The sequence below is a fragment of the Streptomyces sp. NPDC050636 genome (assembly GCF_040654775.1).
Lineage (GTDB): Bacteria > Actinomycetota > Actinomycetes > Streptomycetales > Streptomycetaceae > Streptomyces.
The window spans coordinates 1-16,473 of the sequence record NZ_JBFAIP010000063.1 but is presented as its reverse complement, the minus strand read 5'-3'; the positions used below and the strand labels follow the sequence as shown (position 1 = coordinate 16,473).

General features: G+C 71.7%; 8 protein-coding genes. 2 read left to right on the top strand and 6 right to left on the bottom strand.

Annotated elements, in window-relative coordinates; all coding sequences use genetic code 11:
- Positions 1 to 189 precede the first annotated feature (189 nt).
- From AB0I10_RS30105 to AB0I10_RS30085, 5 genes are all read right to left on the bottom strand, one after another.
- On the bottom strand, positions 190 to 2,958 hold the full coding sequence (locus AB0I10_RS30105) for an AAA family ATPase (protein ID WP_363155822.1): 2,769 nt from the start codon (positions 2,956 to 2,958) through the stop codon (positions 190 to 192).
- A gap of 3 nt (positions 2,959 to 2,961) precedes the next feature.
- On the bottom strand, positions 2,962 to 5,637 hold the full coding sequence (locus AB0I10_RS30100) for a LuxR C-terminal-related transcriptional regulator (RefSeq protein ID WP_363155825.1): 2,676 nt from the start codon (positions 5,635 to 5,637) through the stop codon (positions 2,962 to 2,964).
- Positions 5,638 to 5,768: 131 nt separating this feature from the next.
- Entirely contained in the window at positions 5,769 to 8,660 is a 2,892-nt protein-coding gene (locus tag AB0I10_RS30095; protein WP_363155821.1) for an AAA family ATPase, read from the bottom strand.
- Between the two features lie 132 nt (positions 8,661 to 8,792).
- Positions 8,793 to 9,560 carry an alpha/beta fold hydrolase gene (locus AB0I10_RS30090; protein ID WP_363155820.1) on the bottom strand — a complete coding sequence of 256 codons (768 nt, stop codon included), beginning with the start codon at positions 9,558 to 9,560 and terminating at the stop codon, positions 8,793 to 8,795.
- Between the two features lie 200 nt (positions 9,561 to 9,760).
- Positions 9,761 to 10,792, bottom strand: a complete 1,032-nt coding sequence (locus AB0I10_RS30085) for a GDP-mannose 4,6-dehydratase (protein ID WP_363155819.1) — start codon at positions 10,790 to 10,792, stop codon at positions 9,761 to 9,763.
- A 397-nt stretch (positions 10,793 to 11,189) separates the two neighbouring features.
- Between AB0I10_RS30085 and AB0I10_RS30080 the strand changes: the two genes are divergently transcribed.
- Both AB0I10_RS30080 and AB0I10_RS30075 read left to right on the top strand, forming a co-directional pair.
- Entirely contained in the window at positions 11,190 to 12,998 is a 1,809-nt protein-coding gene (locus AB0I10_RS30080) for an ABC transporter ATP-binding protein (RefSeq protein WP_363155818.1), read from the top strand.
- Positions 12,976 to 14,793: an ABC transporter ATP-binding protein gene (locus tag AB0I10_RS30075; protein ID WP_363155817.1), complete on the top strand. Its 1,818-nt coding sequence runs from the start codon at positions 12,976 to 12,978 to the stop codon at positions 14,791 to 14,793. The genes AB0I10_RS30080 and AB0I10_RS30075 overlap by 23 nt, the downstream gene beginning before the upstream one ends.
- A gap of 112 nt (positions 14,794 to 14,905) precedes the next feature.
- Here AB0I10_RS30075 and AB0I10_RS30070 read toward each other — a convergent pair whose 3' ends face one another.
- Positions 14,906 to 16,237 carry a cytochrome P450 gene (locus AB0I10_RS30070; protein ID WP_363155816.1) on the bottom strand — a complete coding sequence of 444 codons (1,332 nt, stop codon included), beginning with the start codon at positions 16,235 to 16,237 and terminating at the stop codon, positions 14,906 to 14,908.
- Between the last annotated feature and the right edge of the window lie 236 nt (positions 16,238 to 16,473).

Genomic DNA, 16,473 nt, shown 5'->3' with positions numbered 1-16,473 from the left:
CAAGGTACGGTCCCGCCCCGCCTTTTCGGTCCCCCCGAACACCTCGCGCCGTTGCCCTTTCGGCCCTCCCGAATACCCCGCGCCGTTGCCCCCGAATACCCCGCACCGTTGCCCATTCGGTCCCCCCGAATACCCCGCGTCGCTTACCGCCGGTATGCCGCACCGTAACAGGCAATCACCACGGTGTACTCAGCGCGGCACGGATGCCTTGCCCGCACTCCGGCCTCCCAGCAGCTCGCGTCGCCCCACCACACCCAACTTCCGGTAACACGAGGTCAGATGTTTCTCCACGGCACGGGTACTCACACCCAGTTCATCGGCGATTTCCTGATTGGTCAGGCCCCGGCCCACCAGAGAGACGACCTTGCGCTCGCTGTGGGTGAGCGATGCCTCCGCGCTCGGGGCGGCGGTTCCCAGGGCCGCGCAGGCGCGTTCGGTCAGCCAGGGGGCGCCGCAGGCGGTGGCGAGATCGGCGGCCTCGCGCAGCGCCGCCTTCGATTCCTTGCCGCTCTCCAGGGCTCGGCCCAACTGGAGGAGCGTACGGGTCAGTTCGAGCGTGTTGGCGGACGTGCGGAGGATCTCAGCGGACTCGCGCAGGGCCGGGACGCCCCCTCCCCCGGGCAGGAGGGCCTTCAGGCGCAGGGCGCGGCCGAGGGCGGCGGGGGCCGCCCACTGCCGCGCCCAGGCCAGTTCTTCTTCCGCCAGGGCCAGGGCCGGGCGGGACTCGCCCAGGCGGTGGTGGAGGACGATGGCGCGGGGCCGCCAGGGATAGAGGGCGGAGTTGCGCCAGCCGGCCGCTTCCAGTTGGCGGCCGCAGGCCAACAGGGATTCCAGGGCGTGGACGCCGCGGCCGCGGCGGGCGTCGAGCGAGGCTTTGAGGAGTTGCAGCATGGCCGTCAGGGCGAGGCTGTCCGGCCAGCGCTGCTTGGCGTCTTCAAGGAGGCGTTCGATCAGCTGGATGTCGCCGGTTTCCATGGCCACCGCGGCCCGGACGACGGCGGTGGGCTCGCGCCAGTCCGCGTCGGCCAGTTCGGCGGCCCGGTCGCCCTGTTCACGGGCCTGGGTCAGGCGGCCGCGGGCGAGCTGGATCAGGGCGTTCTCGGCGTGCACCACCGCATGCGGGCGGTCGGAGTGCTGCTCGCAGGACAGGCGGGTGTTGAAGCCCTCCACCGCGTCGGCGGCGTACAGGGCCACCGCGACCAGCGGTAGTGCGGTGCAGGCGCGTGCGGCGGTCACCGGCTCGCGTTCCAGGATCTGTCCGGCCAGGGCCGCGACGTCCGGTGCCGGCACGGCACTTGAGAGAACCGCCGCGTTGGTCAGAACGGCCGCCAGTTCGCGGGCGCCGCCGGTGTCCAACGGGGGCGGGGTGCCCAGTGCGCGCAGGCGTTCCACCGCACCGGTCAGTTCCGTCGGGTTCTCGTGCCCGGCGTGCCACAGGCGCGCTTCCAGGCCCAGGGCGATCTCGCGAGCAGGTCCTTGGTGCGGCGCCGTGGGGTCGAGGTCTTCGGAGGCACGGCGCAGCAGGTCCATCACCGTGGGGGATGCCTCGCCCAGGAAGTTGGGCGGGATGCGCAGGGTGGCGGCGGCCCGGTCGGTGGCCGATGGCAGGAGGCGGACGGCCTGGCTGATGTGGCGTTCGCAGGCGGCGGGGTCGATGCCGCGTTCGGCGCCGGCCAGCTCGATCAGCAGGCGTGCGCGCTCGCCGTCGCCCGCGGTGCTCTCCAGCAGGGCGCGCTGCAGATAGCGGGCGGCGGTGCCCGGCACGCCGTGGCGCAGCGCGGCGTGCGCGGCCGTCCGCAGTACCCCTACGGCCCACGGGCGGTGGGTGGCGGTGCCGGCCATCAGCAGGTCCGCGACGTGTTCGGCGGGGCGGCCGGCCTGGTGGAGGAGTTCGGCCGCGGCGTCCCGGGAGCGTTCGCGTTCGGCGACGGTGAGGGCGGATTCGACGGCATCGCGGACGACGCGGTGGATGAAGCGCGGGGTGTCGTGGACGGCGAGCAGGCCGAGGTGGTGCAGGGTGCGCAGGGCCTGCTGGTAGCCGATGCCGTCCAGTCGCGCGTGGCGCTGGATGAGGTCGGGCTCGCCGTGGTCACCGAAGGCGGCGATGGCCGCGGCCAGGTCGCGTACGGGGCCGGGCTGGGTGTACAGGCAGCCGGCCAGGCGGTCACGGAGCTGAACAGGGCGTTGCATACGGGCCTGGTCGGCGTGTTCGGCGGTGGGACGGTGGCCGCTCAGGGGCAGGTCGCGCAGGACGGACTGGAGGAAGAGGGGGTTGCCGGCGCAGGTGTCGTGGCAGGCGCGGGCGTAGGCGTCGTCGGGGGATTCGCCCAGGTGGTCGTGGATCAGGGCCTGGGTGCTGTCGAGCGAGAGCGGGGCGGGACGCAGGATGTCGGCGGCGTCCGCGATGTCGCGGATGAGCGGGTGCTGGGCGCGGGGGTCGCCGTCGCGCAGGGTGCACACGAGGGCGGCGCGCAGCCCGTGCGGGCGCCGGGCCACATAGGCGAGCCAGCGCAGGGAAGGGAGGTCGGCCCACTGCAGGTCGTCGACGAGGATGAGTACGGGGGTGGTGGCGCAGGCTTCGGCCAGCAGGGACCGCAGGCCGTGCAGGACGGCTTCGGAGGCGGCGGCGTCCTCGTCGCCAAGAGCGGGGAGGCTGCCGGCGGGGACCGGCCGGGGGGTGCTGCCTGTGTCCTGGCAGCCGGGGGCGGTGAGGTCGCCGGCCAGGAGGGGGGCGAAGAGCTGGTGGACGATGCCGAAGGCGAAGTCCTGCTCCATGGGTGCGGCGTTGGCCCGTAAGACTCTTAAGGTGTCGGGTGGATGGGCGCCGACCTCGTGGAGGAGGGCGGACCGGCCGATGCCCAGGGGGCCGGTCAGCAGCAGTACGGAGGAACGGCCCGCCTGTGCCCGTCGCACTGCGGTGTCGATGCCGGCCAATTCGGATTCCCGCTCATACAGCATCGGTTACGTCCCTTTCGGTCGGCTGGCTCCGTTCGCGCGGAGTCCCTCGCGTGAGGTGATGTGCAGCTTTTTGTACGTACTGCTCAGCCGTAGCTCGACGGTGCGCCGGCTCACCGAGAGCTGTTCGGCGATCTCTCGGTTGCTCAGGCCGCGGCGGGCCAGTTCGGCGGTCTGCCGCTCGGCGGGCGACAGGGCGGCCCACTCCTGGGGAAGGTCGGCGTCGTCGGGGGCAGCGGGCTGTTCCACGCGGTCGGTCAGCCAGCGCACGCGCTCGGCCAGGCGGCTGGAGGAGTGGGTGACGGTGCGGTGGGACAGTTCGGTCAGCAGGCGGGCCGCGGTGGCGCGGTCGCCCTTGGTTACTTCCGCGGTGGCGAGTTCGGCCAGGACCCAGGCGTAGGTGAGCCGGGTGGGCAGGCCGCGCGGGATGCGCGGGAATGCGCGGACGTCGACGGCCGGTTCCTGATGGTCGAGGGATTCGGCGCACAGGCGGGCCAGGCCCAGTGCGCTGGGGGCGCCCCATTGGCGGGCGAGGGTGAGTTCCTCCTGGATCAGGCGCTGGGCCTGTTCGTGGTCGCCGAGTGGGAGACAGGCCCGGGCGGCCAGCGAACGCCAGGGCAGCACGATGGGGTTGGTCCATTGTTTGCGCAGCAGCCAGCGTCCGCTCTCCTTGAACAGTTCGACGGCCTGGGCCCAGCGTCCTTCGTCTGTGGCCACGCGGGCGCGGGCGTACAGCAGGTAGGACCAGTGGGCGCCGTATTCGGAGCCGGGCGGCATGGGTGCGTCGCACAGGGCGCGGGCCTCGTCGCGGCGGCTGGTCTCCAGGGCGATGACGGTGCGTACGGCCATGAGGTGCGGGGCGGCCAAGGGGTGCCAGGCAGCGGCGGGCAGTGCCCGTTCGGCGGCGTCCGCGGCGCGTTCGGCGGCGTCCAGGCGGCCGCCGCGCAGGTGCAGTTCGGCGCTCAGGACCAGGGCGCGAGCGAGAGTGGGGTGGCAGTGGCGGCGGCCCAGTTCGGCGACGATGGCGGCGAGGCGGTCCTCGGCTTCGGTGGCGGCGTCGGTGAGCCACAGTGCCCTGGCGGCGACCAGGCGGGGCACTACGGGTGCGGCGTTGCCTGCTTCCAGGGCGTGGCGGGCCAGGTCCGCGGCCTGTTCGCGGTGCCGGCCGCGTGCGGCGAGCTGCCAGGCGCGGATGCCGGCCTGGGCGGGGGCGAGGGGGTGTTCGGGCAGGTCGGGGACGTCGGTGACCTCGGGCCCGATCTCGGCGGCGTACCAGTGCAGCGCGATCAGGTCGTCGCGCTCGCTGCCGTGGGCGGTGGCGAGGGCTTGGGCGGCTGCGCGGCGGCCCCAGGAGTCGTCGCCGCGGGCCAGGCCCATGTCCAGGGCCCGTACGCGGAGTTGGGCCCATGGTTCGCCCTCGCCCGGAGCGTGGACGAGGGTGGTGAGTCTGCGGTCGCCGGCTTCAGGGGCGGCCACGGCCTCGGCGCTGGCCAGGTCGAGGCCGATCTGCGCGTGCTGAAGGGGGTCTTGGGGCTCGTCCAGGGCGCGCCTCAGGCAGGCGGTGGCGCGGGCGAATTCGCCTCGGCGCACGGCGGCGTCGAAGCCGCCGCGCAGGGCGTGGACCGCCCAGGGCTCGCCGATGGGGGGTGCCTGGAGGAGGAGGCGGGCGATGTCCTCGTCGTCGGCCACGGCCCGGTAGGCGAGGTGGGCGGCGCGGGCGTGCAGGGCGGCGCGTTCGGCGGCGGGCGTGTCCTCCAGGATGCGGGCCTGGACGACGGCCAGGCGGATGCGTTCGTAGGAGCCGTCGGGGATGGTGAAGCCGGCCATTTCCAGCGCCGCGCGCAGCCGGGAATCGCGTACGGTGCGCAGCCCGGCCAGGGAACAGATCAGGGGGAAGTCCAGCAGGTCACCGGCGACGGCCAGCGCGCGCAGGACGGCGGTGGCCTCGTCGGTCAGTCCGCGCAGGGCGCGCCCGGCGCGGTCGCCGATGATGCCGGTGATCAGGGTGCGCAGCTGCGGGATGCGGTCGGCGGTCGGCCGGTGGCCGGCGTCGGCGAAGCAGTGCAGGGCCGCGTGCAGTACGGCGGGGCTGCCGTGGGACGCCTGGGTGGCCGCGGCGGCGAACGCGTCGTCGCAGGGGGTGCCGCAGATCTGCTCGGCGAGGGCGGCGACCGCGCGAGAGCTCAGTGGACGGACGGTGAGATGGCGGGTCAGCCGCGCGGAGGAGGCGGCTTCGGCCAGCCAGTCGGGGCCGTGCGGGTCCAGGCCGGTGCGGCCGATGAGCAGTGCGAGGGGGATGCCGGTGGACAGGCGGCGCACCAGGGCCTGCAGCCAGTGCAGGGAGGCCGTGTCCACCCACTGTGCGTCCTCCAGCGTCACGAGCGTGGGTGTGTGGCGGGCGGTGTGCAGGAGTTCGGGCAGGCCCGGCAGGCCGTCCGGCTCGTGGTGCCCGCGCAGGGCCCGCAGGGAACGTTCGGTCAACTCACCCAAGGGGGTGAGGAGTTGGGTCACGGCTCCGTAGCGCAGGTCGCGTTCGGCCAGGGAGCCGCTGACGCGCAGGACGCGTACCGAGCTCTCCTCCGCGAGGCGGGCGGTCCAGCGCAGCAGGGCGTTGTGGCCGAAGCCGGGGCGGCCGGTCACGGAGACGACGGCGGGGCGACCTTCGCCGAGCGCGGCCACCACCTGCCTCAACTGCGCTTGCCCCTCCTCACGTTCGAGCAAGGGTGGATCGGTGCGCCGACGCCCCGCCCGTATAAACCCAGCGTATAGCTGGTCGTTCTTCAGCCCTGTCATAGACATCACCTCGTCCGCCTTCAGCGCTGTCCGCGCGGCCGCGACGCCTGCCGTGGCGCCCGCGCCCCGCGGACGCCCGGCGAGCGGAGAACCGCGGCGAGCTGGGCGCGCTCGGCAATGTCCAACTTGCGGTACACGCTTGTCAGATGCGTCTCGACCGTGCGTACGGAGACGTACAGCGACTGTGCGATCGAGCGGTTTCCGGCGCCGCCGGCTGCGAGGCCGGCGACCTTGCGTTCCATGCTGGTGAGCAGGTCCAGGGGCGAGGCGGTCATCTTCCGCATGCGGCCGCCCGCCTCCAGCAGGGCGCCGCGGGCGTTCTGGCCCAGTGCGAGGGCGCCGCAACGCTGGGCGAGGTCGGACGCGGCACGCAGGTGCTCGCGCGCGGCGCGCCGGTCGCCGGCCGCCAACAGGACCTGTCCCAGGACGAGTTCGGCGCGGGCGTGTTCGACGCGGGCCGGCGAGGCGGACAGTTCCCGCACCGCCTCGCCCAGCAGTTCCACGCCCTCCTCACCGGGGGTGGCCACGCCGCGGGCCAGGGCGGCCAGGCCGAGGACGCGCGGGGTGCCCCAGCGCCGTGCGAGCCGCGTGCCGTGCGCGGCGGGCTCCTCGGCCTCCTCGGCGCGGCCCAGTTCCGCGAGCACGCAGGCCGCCTCCGCCCACCAGGGCACGTATGCCGCGTGGCGCACTCCGTCCTCCTCCAGTGACCTGCCGCACTCGCGGAACAGCGCCAGTGCTCCCTCCGCGTCCCCCAAGGCGTGGCGGGCACGGCCGTGGGCCAAGAGGTAACGGGGGTAGGTCCATACGTACTGGTCGCGCCAGGCGGGTCCGGTGCTGGTCAGCAGCTTCTCGGCACGCGCCGCCTCGCCCCGGTCCACCAGTACGCCCGCCAGGGCCAGGCGCGGCAGGACCACCATCTCGCCCCACGGTTCCGCGGCGATGATCTGCACCGCCGCCCTGGCGTCCGCGAGCGCGTCCGGGAGTGCGCCCAGGCCGTGCAGGAGCAGGGCGCGGGTGGACAGGGCCAGGGTGTAGGTCCAGCCGGCGGAGTTCTCTCGGCCGTGGTGCAGGAGACTGTCCAGCGCGTACAGCGCGTCCTCGGTGCGGTCGGCGAGGCCCAGGACGAAGGCGGAGTTGATCAGGGACCAGCTTTTCAGCGGGAGTTGGGGGCAGCGGGCCGCGCGCAGGGCGGACTTCACCGCCGGTTCGGGGGCCGGGTCGTCGAGTGCCGTCAGTACGGCCATCGCCGCCAGCTTCTGGCGCTGGGCGGGGGTGTCGCCCTCGGGCATGGTCATCGCCGCGGCCCGCTTCCGTATCGCGGCGACCGTGCTGCGGCCGTGTGAGCCGACGATCAGCAGCACCGACTCGACGAGCATGCGCAGTTCCCGGTCGGCGGGCAGGAGGTCGGGGCCGAGTTCGGCGTCGAGGGCGTCCAGGACGTCTTCGAGCATGCCCAGGGCGGCGGAGCCTTCGCGCGCGGCCAGGCAGGTCGTGCCGAACTGCGCGGCGATCCTCGCCCGGGTGCGGATGTCGACGGTGGGCGCCAGCGCTCCGCGGAGCAGGGCGATGGCCTCGGGCGGGTCGGTCTCGGCCAGTGCTCGGGCCAGCCGGACGCGGACCTCCACGCTGTCGGGGTCCACTTCCAGCACCCGGTACAGGTAGCGGGCCGCCGCCTCCGGGGCGCCGCGCGCCTCGGCCCGGACGGCGGCCTCCAGCAGGACGCCGGGCATCCATGGTTCGGATATCGAGGGCAGCGGCAGGAGGTGGTCGGCGACCTCTTCGGCGGGCCGGCCCGCGTCGCTCAGGAACAGGGCCGCCCGGGTGCGCAGGCCCGACAGCGCCTGGGCGTCCAGGGGCGCCAGCACCGCCGTGCGCACCGCGCCGTCCGCCAGGTGCCTGCCGCCGGGCGTCAGCAGTCCGGCCTCGCGCAGCACCGTCAGGGCATCCTCCACGACATCGGCGGGGACGGCGGCCAGGGGGCCGACGTGGTCGGCGCCTCGCTCGCCGAGGACCGCCACCGCCCGCGCGACCTCGCCGACCCAGGGCGGCCGGCGGTCCAGGAGTTCGCGTGCCCAGCGTGCCAGGACGCGACCGCCGGTCTCGGCGATCCGGTCGGCGCCGCCCGCACCCGAACCGACGCCCTCGGCCCGCAGTTCGCGCAGCAGGCGGTCCAGGAGGCGAGGGTTACCGCCGGTCACGACCCAGGCGCGGGTGACAAAGGCGGGGGCGGCGGGCGCCGGGAAGAACTGCCGTACGACCTCGGCGACATCCGGCTCGGTCAGCGGCCGCAGGCGCAGCGTCGTGGTGCGGCGGCAGGCGGTGAGGTCCGCCAGGGCGTGGTGGACCGGGGCGCCGTGAGCGAGGGCGGTGACCTCCTCCTGCCGGGTGAGGACGACGAGCAGGGGGAGGCCCTCGGCCCGGCGCAGCAGGAAGTCCAGCCAGCGCAGGGAGAGTTCGTCACAGTGGTGGACGTCGTCCAGGGCCAGGACGAGCGGGCGGCGGCTCAGCGCGTTCACCGCGAAGCGGTACAGGCCGTGGAACGCGCACTGGACGGCGGGGGCGTGCGGCGGCTCACCGGCCAGCGCGCCGGGGGCGAGGGCGAGGAGGGCGGCGTCTTCGGGGGAGGCGTCCTGCGCGGTCGGGCCGAGCAGGGTGCGTAAGCCGCCTAAGGAGTCGCCCGAGGCGCCCTCCTCGCAGGTGCCGTGCAGAACCGTCGCATGCCGGCAGGCGTCCCCGCTGAGGAAAGCACGCAGGAGAGCGGACTTGCCGATTCCGGTCGGACCGGTCACGACCGCCGAGCTCGCACGCCCCCAACGTGCCGCGTGGGCAAGGCGGTTGAGGGTCTCCACGTCATCGGCTCGGCCGACCAGGATGCTGCTTAAGCAGGAATTGACGCTCCGGTCTCGCACCATAGGGCTCCTCGCGCCTCCGAGACACAACGGATGCGACGGGGCGTCACCACATCGTGCTGTAAATCACCCTAAAGAGTGATGTCCGACGTGCGCCAGCGTACATGATCAACAGACTCCGTGCCAGGAACCACCTCAGCGCGTCAACTCCTCGGCGGCGGTGAGATGTTCACGCAGCAGCGCCAGTACGGCCGGGGCCTGCGAGCTGAGGAAGAAGTGACCGCCCGGATAGACGTGGAGGTCGAACGCGCCCGTGGTGTGCGCGCGCCAGTCCTCGGCCTCCTCCAGTGTGGTCTTGGGGTCGTTGTCACCCGTCAACGCGGTGATCGGCGCCTTGATCGCCGCCCCGGGGTCGCAGCGGTAGGTCTCCACCGCGGTGTAGTCGCTGCGGATCGCAGGGAGGATCATGCGCAGGAACTCCTCGTCGCCCAGCAGCGAGGCGTCCGTACCGGAGAGCAGCTTCAGCTCGGCGACGATCCCGTCGTCGTCGCGCCGGTGCACGCCCTCCGCGCGGTAGCGCGAGGGCGCGCGCCGCCCCGAGGCGAAGAAGTGCGTCAGTTCGCCGCCGTCGGCCTCCAGCCGCCGGGCCACCTCGAACGCGACCATCGCGCCCATGCTGTGCCCGAAGAACGCCGTCGGCCGCGACCCGAGCCGGTCCCGCAGAGCCGCATACACCTGATCGGCCATGGTCGCGATGTCGCTGGGGCTGGTCTCGGTGCGCCGGTCCTGGCGGCCGGGGTACTGCACCGACAGCACCTCCGCCACGGGCGACAGCTGTGCCGACACGGGGAAGAAGAAGGAGGCCGAACCGCCCGCGTGCGGAAAGCAGATGAGCTGGCGCCGATGGTGCGGAGCCGGGTGGTAGCACCTGGCCCAGAGCCCTTCCGCCGTGGTCGTCGTCATGGTGCTGGTTCCTCCTCCTCGCGATGGACGCCGGACCGGTCCGCCGGGATGCGGCGGCCGATCACCGGCTCCGGTGTTCCACACGTCCATTCCACAAGGAGGAGCGCGGGAAATTACCTAGTGTCCGTGCTCCGCGTGACGGCGGGCACGAAGGCTGGCTCCACCTCGCTGTCTCCAGGAACGGTATTCCGTGCGCCCGGCTACCAGCTGCCGGCCAGCAGCAGATCCCCGTACTCCCGCTCGCGGGACGCCTGGCGCAGATCGGAGTCGACCATCATGCGCATCAGTTCGGGGAAGTCGACGGTGGGCTCCCAGTCCAGCTGGGTACGGGCGCGCTCGGCGTCCGCGCACAGGATCTCCACCTCGGCCGGGCGCACCAGCGAGGGGTCGATGTGGACGTAGTCCTCCCAGTTCAGGCCCACATGCTCGAAGGCGATGCGGACGGCGTCGCGGACCGAGTGCATCTGGCCGGTTCCGATCACGTAGTCGCCCGGCTCGTCCTGCTGGAGCATCAGGTGCATGGCACGGACGTAGTCCCCGGCGAAACCCCAGTCGCGTACGGCGTCGAGGTTGCCCAGGGACAGCTTGTCCTGGTAGCCGAGCTTGATGCGGGCCACCGCGAGGGAGATCTTCCGGGTCACGAACTCCGCGCCACGGCGGGGGGATTCGTGGTTGAACAGCATGCCGGAGACGGCGTACATGCCGAAGGACTCACGGTAGTTGCGGGTGATGAAGTGCCCGTAGGTCTTCGCGACGCCGTAGGGGCTGCGCGGGCGGAAGATGGTGGTCTCGCACTGCGGGGTCTCCGCGACCGCGCCGAACATCTCCGACGAGGACGCCTGGTAGAAGCGCATCTGGCCGCTGCCGCCGCCACGCGAGCCGTTCAGGCCGCTGACCATGCGGATCGCCTCAAGCATGCGCAGTACGCCCATGCCGTTGATCTCGGTGACGAGTTCGGCCTGCTGCCAGGACAACGGGACGAAGGAAATCGCACCGAGGTTGTAGACCTCGTCGGGCTGCACCTTGTCGACAGCGGAGACCAGGCTGGCCTGATCCATCAAGTCGCCGTCCACAAAGGACAGTTCGGAGACAAGTCGGCTGACCCGGGACTTGCGGGGGTTCGCCTGACCCCGTATCAGGCCCCACACCTGGTACCCCTGCGCGAGCAGGTGCTCGGCCAGATAGGAGCCGTCCTGCCCGGTAATTCCGGTGATCAGCGCACGCTTGGACATCTCATTTCCTTCCTCCGCATAGGACAGAACGCCCAAACGCAGAGCCGAATCGGCTACTTGACCTCTTGGTTTTGAATGACATCGAATGACATCCAATGACGTCGAATGCGCCACGGTCCAGACGCTGGGTAATCGCACGCTTCCAAGCAGCCGGTCGCGGTGTCAAGGAATTCCGGGCACACTAGGGAATTTCCGAGTCCCAACCACCGTGTCTTTCCGGCCTGTCGAGAAGTGCGCCGCCGGATCCGGTACGACCCCGGGACACCATGCCGCCGGGACACTAGGGATTTTCCGGTGTGCGGTGCGCTGCACTGTTCGGGTGTTCCCCGTCCAGGCCCGGTCGGCACCCTCACCCATACCGCCGACCGGGTCTGCCCGTCTCCTGGAGCGTCGCCCGGTGCTGCTCAGAATTCTGCGAACCCATCTGCGGCCCCACCGGCGATCCGTCGCCCTGCTGGCGCTGCTGCAACTGGCGCAGATCCTGGCCACTTTGGCCCTGCCGACGCTGGGCGCCGTGATCATCGACAACGGCGTCATCAAGGCCGACAGCGGCTACATCACCCGGACGGGCCTGGGCATGCTGGCCGTGGCGCTCGTCCAGATCACGGCGTCCGTGGGCGCGGTGTCGCTGGGTGCCCGAACTGCCATGGCGATGGGCCGCGACATACGCTCGGCCGTTTTCCGCCGGGTGCTGGACTTCTCGGCTCGCGAGGTCGGGCAGTTCGGCACTCCGTCGCTGATGACGCGGACCGTCAACGACGTGCAGCAGGTACAGATGCTGGCGCTGTCCGCGCTCGGCGTCGCCGTATCGGCTCCGCTGATGTGCCTGGGCAGTATCGCGCTCGCGCTCCAGCAGGACATTCCGCTCTCCCTGCTCCTGGTGGCACTGATGGTGGCCATCGGAATGTCCTTCGGCCTCATTCTCGGCCGCACCGATCCGTTCTACGCCCGTATGCAGAAATACCTGGACCACATCAACGGACTGCTGCGCGAACGCATTACCGGAGTCCGCGTCGTACGGGCGTTTGTACGCGACGCCCATGAAGGCGCGAGATTCCGCCGCACCAATTCCGAATTGCGCGACATCTCGCTGCGCGTCGGCCGGCTGCTGGCAACCATCGTCCCCGTCGTGCTGCTGGTCCTCAATGCCTTCATGGCGGCCGTGCTGTGGTTCGGGGCCCACCGTATCGACGCCGGGGCGATGCGGTTCGGTGCGCTCAGCGCGTTTCTGAGCTATCTGACGCTGATCCTGATGTCGGTGGTGATGGTGACCTTCGTGTGTCTGGCGATGCCGCGCGCGAGGGTCTCGGCCGAGCGCATCCAGCGGGTACTGGCGACGGAGCCGAGCGTGGCGGCGCCGCGCGAGCCCGTACGCGTCGTGCCCGCGGTCGGCCAACTGGCCTTGAGCCGCGCGGAGTTCCGCTATCCGGGGGCGGAGGAGCCGGTGCTGCGCGGGATCGATCTGAGCGCCGGGCCCGGCGAGACGGTGGCGATCCTCGGCAGCACCGGCAGCGGCAAGACCACCCTGCTCAATCTCGTGCTGCGGCACTTCGACGCCACCGGCGGCTCCGTCCATGTCAACGGCGTCGATGTCCGCACACTGGACGCGGAGGTACTGCGCCACACCGTCGGCTTCGTACCGCAGCGGCCGTACCTCTTCTCCGGCACCGTCGCCGGCAATCTGCGCTTCGGCGACCCGGGTGCCACCGACGACGAACTCTGGCATGCGCTGGAGATCGCCCAGGCCCGCAATTTCGTACAGCGACTGCCCGAGGGGCTGAACTCGCCGATCGCCCAGGGCGGCACCAATGTGTCCGGCGGGCAGCGGCAGCGCCTGGCGATCGCCCGCACCCTGCTGCGCAGGCCGGACATCTATCTCTTCGACGACTGCTTCTCCGCGCTGGACCACGCCACGGACGCCGCGCTGCGGGCCGCCCTGGAGCCGGAGATCTCCCGGGCGACGGTGCTCACCGTCGCCCAGCGCGTCAGCACCGTCCAACACGCACAGCGCATCGTGGTCCTGGACGCGGGACGGGTGGCCGCCACCGGAACGCACGACGAGCTGCTGCGCACCAGTACGGCGTACCGGGACATCGCCCGGTCCCAACTCACCGCGATCACCGGCCACTACGGCGAATCCGGCCCGGACGCCGGAGCCGCCACGACCCTTCAGGAGGCTGTCCATGGTCTCGACGGACGGCCCTAGGCACGGGCGGCGCGGCCCCGCCCGCCGCACCCTGGGACTGCTGCGGCCGCATCGCGCCCTGGTGGCTGCGGCGGTCGCCCTCGGCCTCGGCGGCGTCGCGCTCAACGCGTCGGGCCCGATGCTCCTCGGCAGAGCCACCGACCTCATCTTCGACGGCATCCAGCACTCCCCTGGATCACATGGATCCAAGGGAGTTGACTTCGACGGCATCGCCCGAGTGCTGCTGATCGCCCTCGCGCTCTTCGCCGCCGCCTCCTTCCTCACCCTCCTCCAGGGGCGGCTGGTCACGACCGTCGTCCAGCGTGTGGTCTTCGCACTGCGCGGGTCCCTGGAGGACAAGCTCGCCCGCCTGCCGCTGCGGTACTTCGACCGCCACCCGGCGGGCGAGGTGCTCAGCCGGGTGACCAACGACGTCGACAACCTCCAGCAGACCCTCCAGCAGACCCTCAGCCAGCTGATCACGGCGGTGTTCTCCGTACTGAGCATGCTGGTGCTGATGTTCGTCATCTCGCCGCTGCTGGCACTGATCATGCTGGCCTGCGTACCGGTGTCGGCCGTGCTCGCGGCCCGGATCAGCAAGCGCGCACAGCCGCGGTTCGCCCAGCAGTGGTCCGCCACCGGAACGCTGAACGCCCATGTCGAGGAGGTCTACACCGGGCACGCGCTGGTCAAGGGCTTCGGGCGGCGCGAGCAGGCCGAGCGCGCCTTCGACGAGCACAACGAGGCCCTCTACCGCGCCGGCGCGCGGGCCCAGTTCGTCTCCGGCGCCATCGAGCCGTCGATGATGTTCGTCTCCAACCTCGGCTATGTCGTCGTGGCGGTCGCCGGCGCGCTGCGCGTGGTCGCCGGGGCCCTGTCCATCGGCGACGTCCAGGCGTTCATCCTCTACTCCCGGCAGTTCAGCCAGCCGATCGTCGAGGTCGCCGGCATCGCCGCCCGCCTGCAGTCCGCCCTCGCCTCCGCGGAGCGGATCCACGACCTCCTGGACGCCGACGAACAGGGGCCCGACCCCGATCGCCCCGCGCGCCTCCAAAAGCCCTGCGGACACGTCCAGTTCGAGAAGGTCCGTTTCCGCTACTCCCCCGACACCCCCCTCATCGAGGACCTCTCCCTCACCGTCGAACCCGGCCAGACCGTGGCGGTCGTCGGTCCGACCGGCGCGGGCAAGACGACCCTGGGCAACCTCCTCACGCGGTTCTACGAGACCGACGAGGGGCGCATTCTCCTGGACGGCACCGATATCACCACCCTGACCCGCGAGGACCTGCGCTCCCACATCGGCCTGGTGCTCCAAGACGCCTGGCTCTTCTCCGGCACCATCGCCGAGAACATCGCCTACGGGCGCCCCGAGGCCACTCGCGAGGAGATCGTGGCCGCCGCCCGCGCCACGTGCGCGGACCGCTTCATCCGCACCCTGCCGGACGGCTACGACACGCTCCTGGACGAGGAGTCGACCAACGTCAGCGCGGGCGAGAAGCAGCTCATCACCATTGCCAGGGCCTTCCTTGCCCGGCCCTCGATCCTGCTCCTGGACGAGGCGACCAGCTCCGTCGACACCCGCACGGAGGTCCTCATCCAGCGTGCGGCACACGAGCTGCGCGCGGGCCGCACCAGCTTCGTCATCGCCCACCGGCTGTCCACCATCCGCGACGCGGACCTCATCGTCGTCATGGAAGGCGGCCGCATCGTCGAACGCGGCACCCATGACCAGCTCCTGGCCGCCGAAGGAGCCTACGCACGGCTGCACTCGGCAGTGGGGCCCGATGCCGAGCTGGCTCCTGTCGCACCACGCTGACCGGCGACCCGGTCCTGAGCACGGTCTCGGTACGACTCAACTCCAGCCGGAATTTGGGTCCTTGGGCGCCTGAAGGACTGGGCGGAACAACTGGACTGTGTTCTGGCCTACTTCAGGTGAGCGGCGGTTCCAATGTTGCGGGGGTGGGGCCGGCCGGACGGACGGTGATGCTGTACTCCGCCTTCGTGGGGGTGGACTGGAAAGCCAGGGTGTGGGCCGGCAGCAGGTGTTCGAGCAGGACGGTCGATTCGCGGAGCGCGAACTGCAGACCGAGGCAGGCGCGGGGGCCGATTCCGAAGGGGAGGTAGGCGCCCGGGTGGGTGGGGCGGCCGTCCGGGGTGGTGAAGCGCCGGGGGGCGAAGCTCTCCGGGTCCGGCCACAGTTCGGGATCGCGGTGCGTGAGGTACGGGCAGATCAGGATGTCGGTGCCCGCCTCAATGGCGTAGCCGGCGAGGGTGTCGTCCTCGGCGGCGTAGCGGGGCAGGATCCAGGCGGACGGATAGAGCCGGAGCGTCTCGTGGATCAGAGCCTGGATGGCCTGGCGGCGTTGCGCCGAGCCTTCGCCGCCGGCGGCAAGGGCCTGTTCGCGGGCGGCGGGGTAGCGGTCGAGGAGCAGGTAGAGCCAGGTCAGGGTGGTGGCGGTGGTCTCATGACCGGCGACGAGCAACGTGACCAGCTCGTCGCGGATCAGCCGGTCGGTGTACTCGGGGCGGTCGGTGGCGGCGTCGACCAGGATGTGCAGCAGGCCCGGGCCGTCGGGGCCGGTCGCCCCGCTGCGGGCGGTCTCGATGGCGTGCCGGGCGACCGCGTCGATCCGGGCGAGGTCGGCGGCAACGGCGTCCTGGGCGTCGGTGACATCGGCGGGCAGAGTCGGAAGGGCGGCCACCACGGCTGCCACAGCGGCCAGTTCGCGCTCGGTCGCGTCATCGAGGGGGTGCCCGGTGAGGGAGCGCCAGATGGTGTCCAGACCGAAGCGGCGCATCTCCCGCCCGACATCGAGGGTCTGCCCGGTGCGGGCGTACCCGTCCCAGCGTTCGGCGGTGATCCGGGCGGCCTCGGTGATCCGCGTTTCGTAGCGGCGCATCCCGGTACCGGTGAACTGGGACTGCAACAAGCGGCGTTGCCGCTTCCACGCCACTCCGGTGGCAGCGAGGACGCCGTCGCCGATCAGCAGGCGGGCGCGGTGGGAGCGCTTGACGTACCGGTCCGGATGCCGGGCGAGTACGTGTTGGACCGCCTGCGGGTCGGCGACGAGGACGGTAGGGCCCAGCCCGAGGCGGAACGCGGCGATACCGCCTAACCGCTCACGCACCTGGGCCAGCAGATCGACCAGTTCGCCTCCCCCGGAACGCCACCGCTCCACGAGTGCGGGCTCGGCTTCGGGGACCGGCCGTCCCGTACCGGGAGCGTGCGGGACGGGGCCGAGGCTGGCTTCGGTGGCCACGGTCTTCTCCTGTTCAGCCGCTGGGCTCGGCCCTGACGGGGCCGTTGGCACCACGGACTGTACGGGAGCGTGCGCATCTGGTGACAGCCCGCCTCGCCACGGCCGATACCCGCCGAGAGGGGCGCGGCCCGAGCTGAGGACGTCCAGGTCGGCCGGCCGGGCCGACCCTGTCGGCAAGAAAAGATGAGTTAGTACCGGTCGAGGTTAAAGAACATGTCCCACGCCCCCACGAAAGC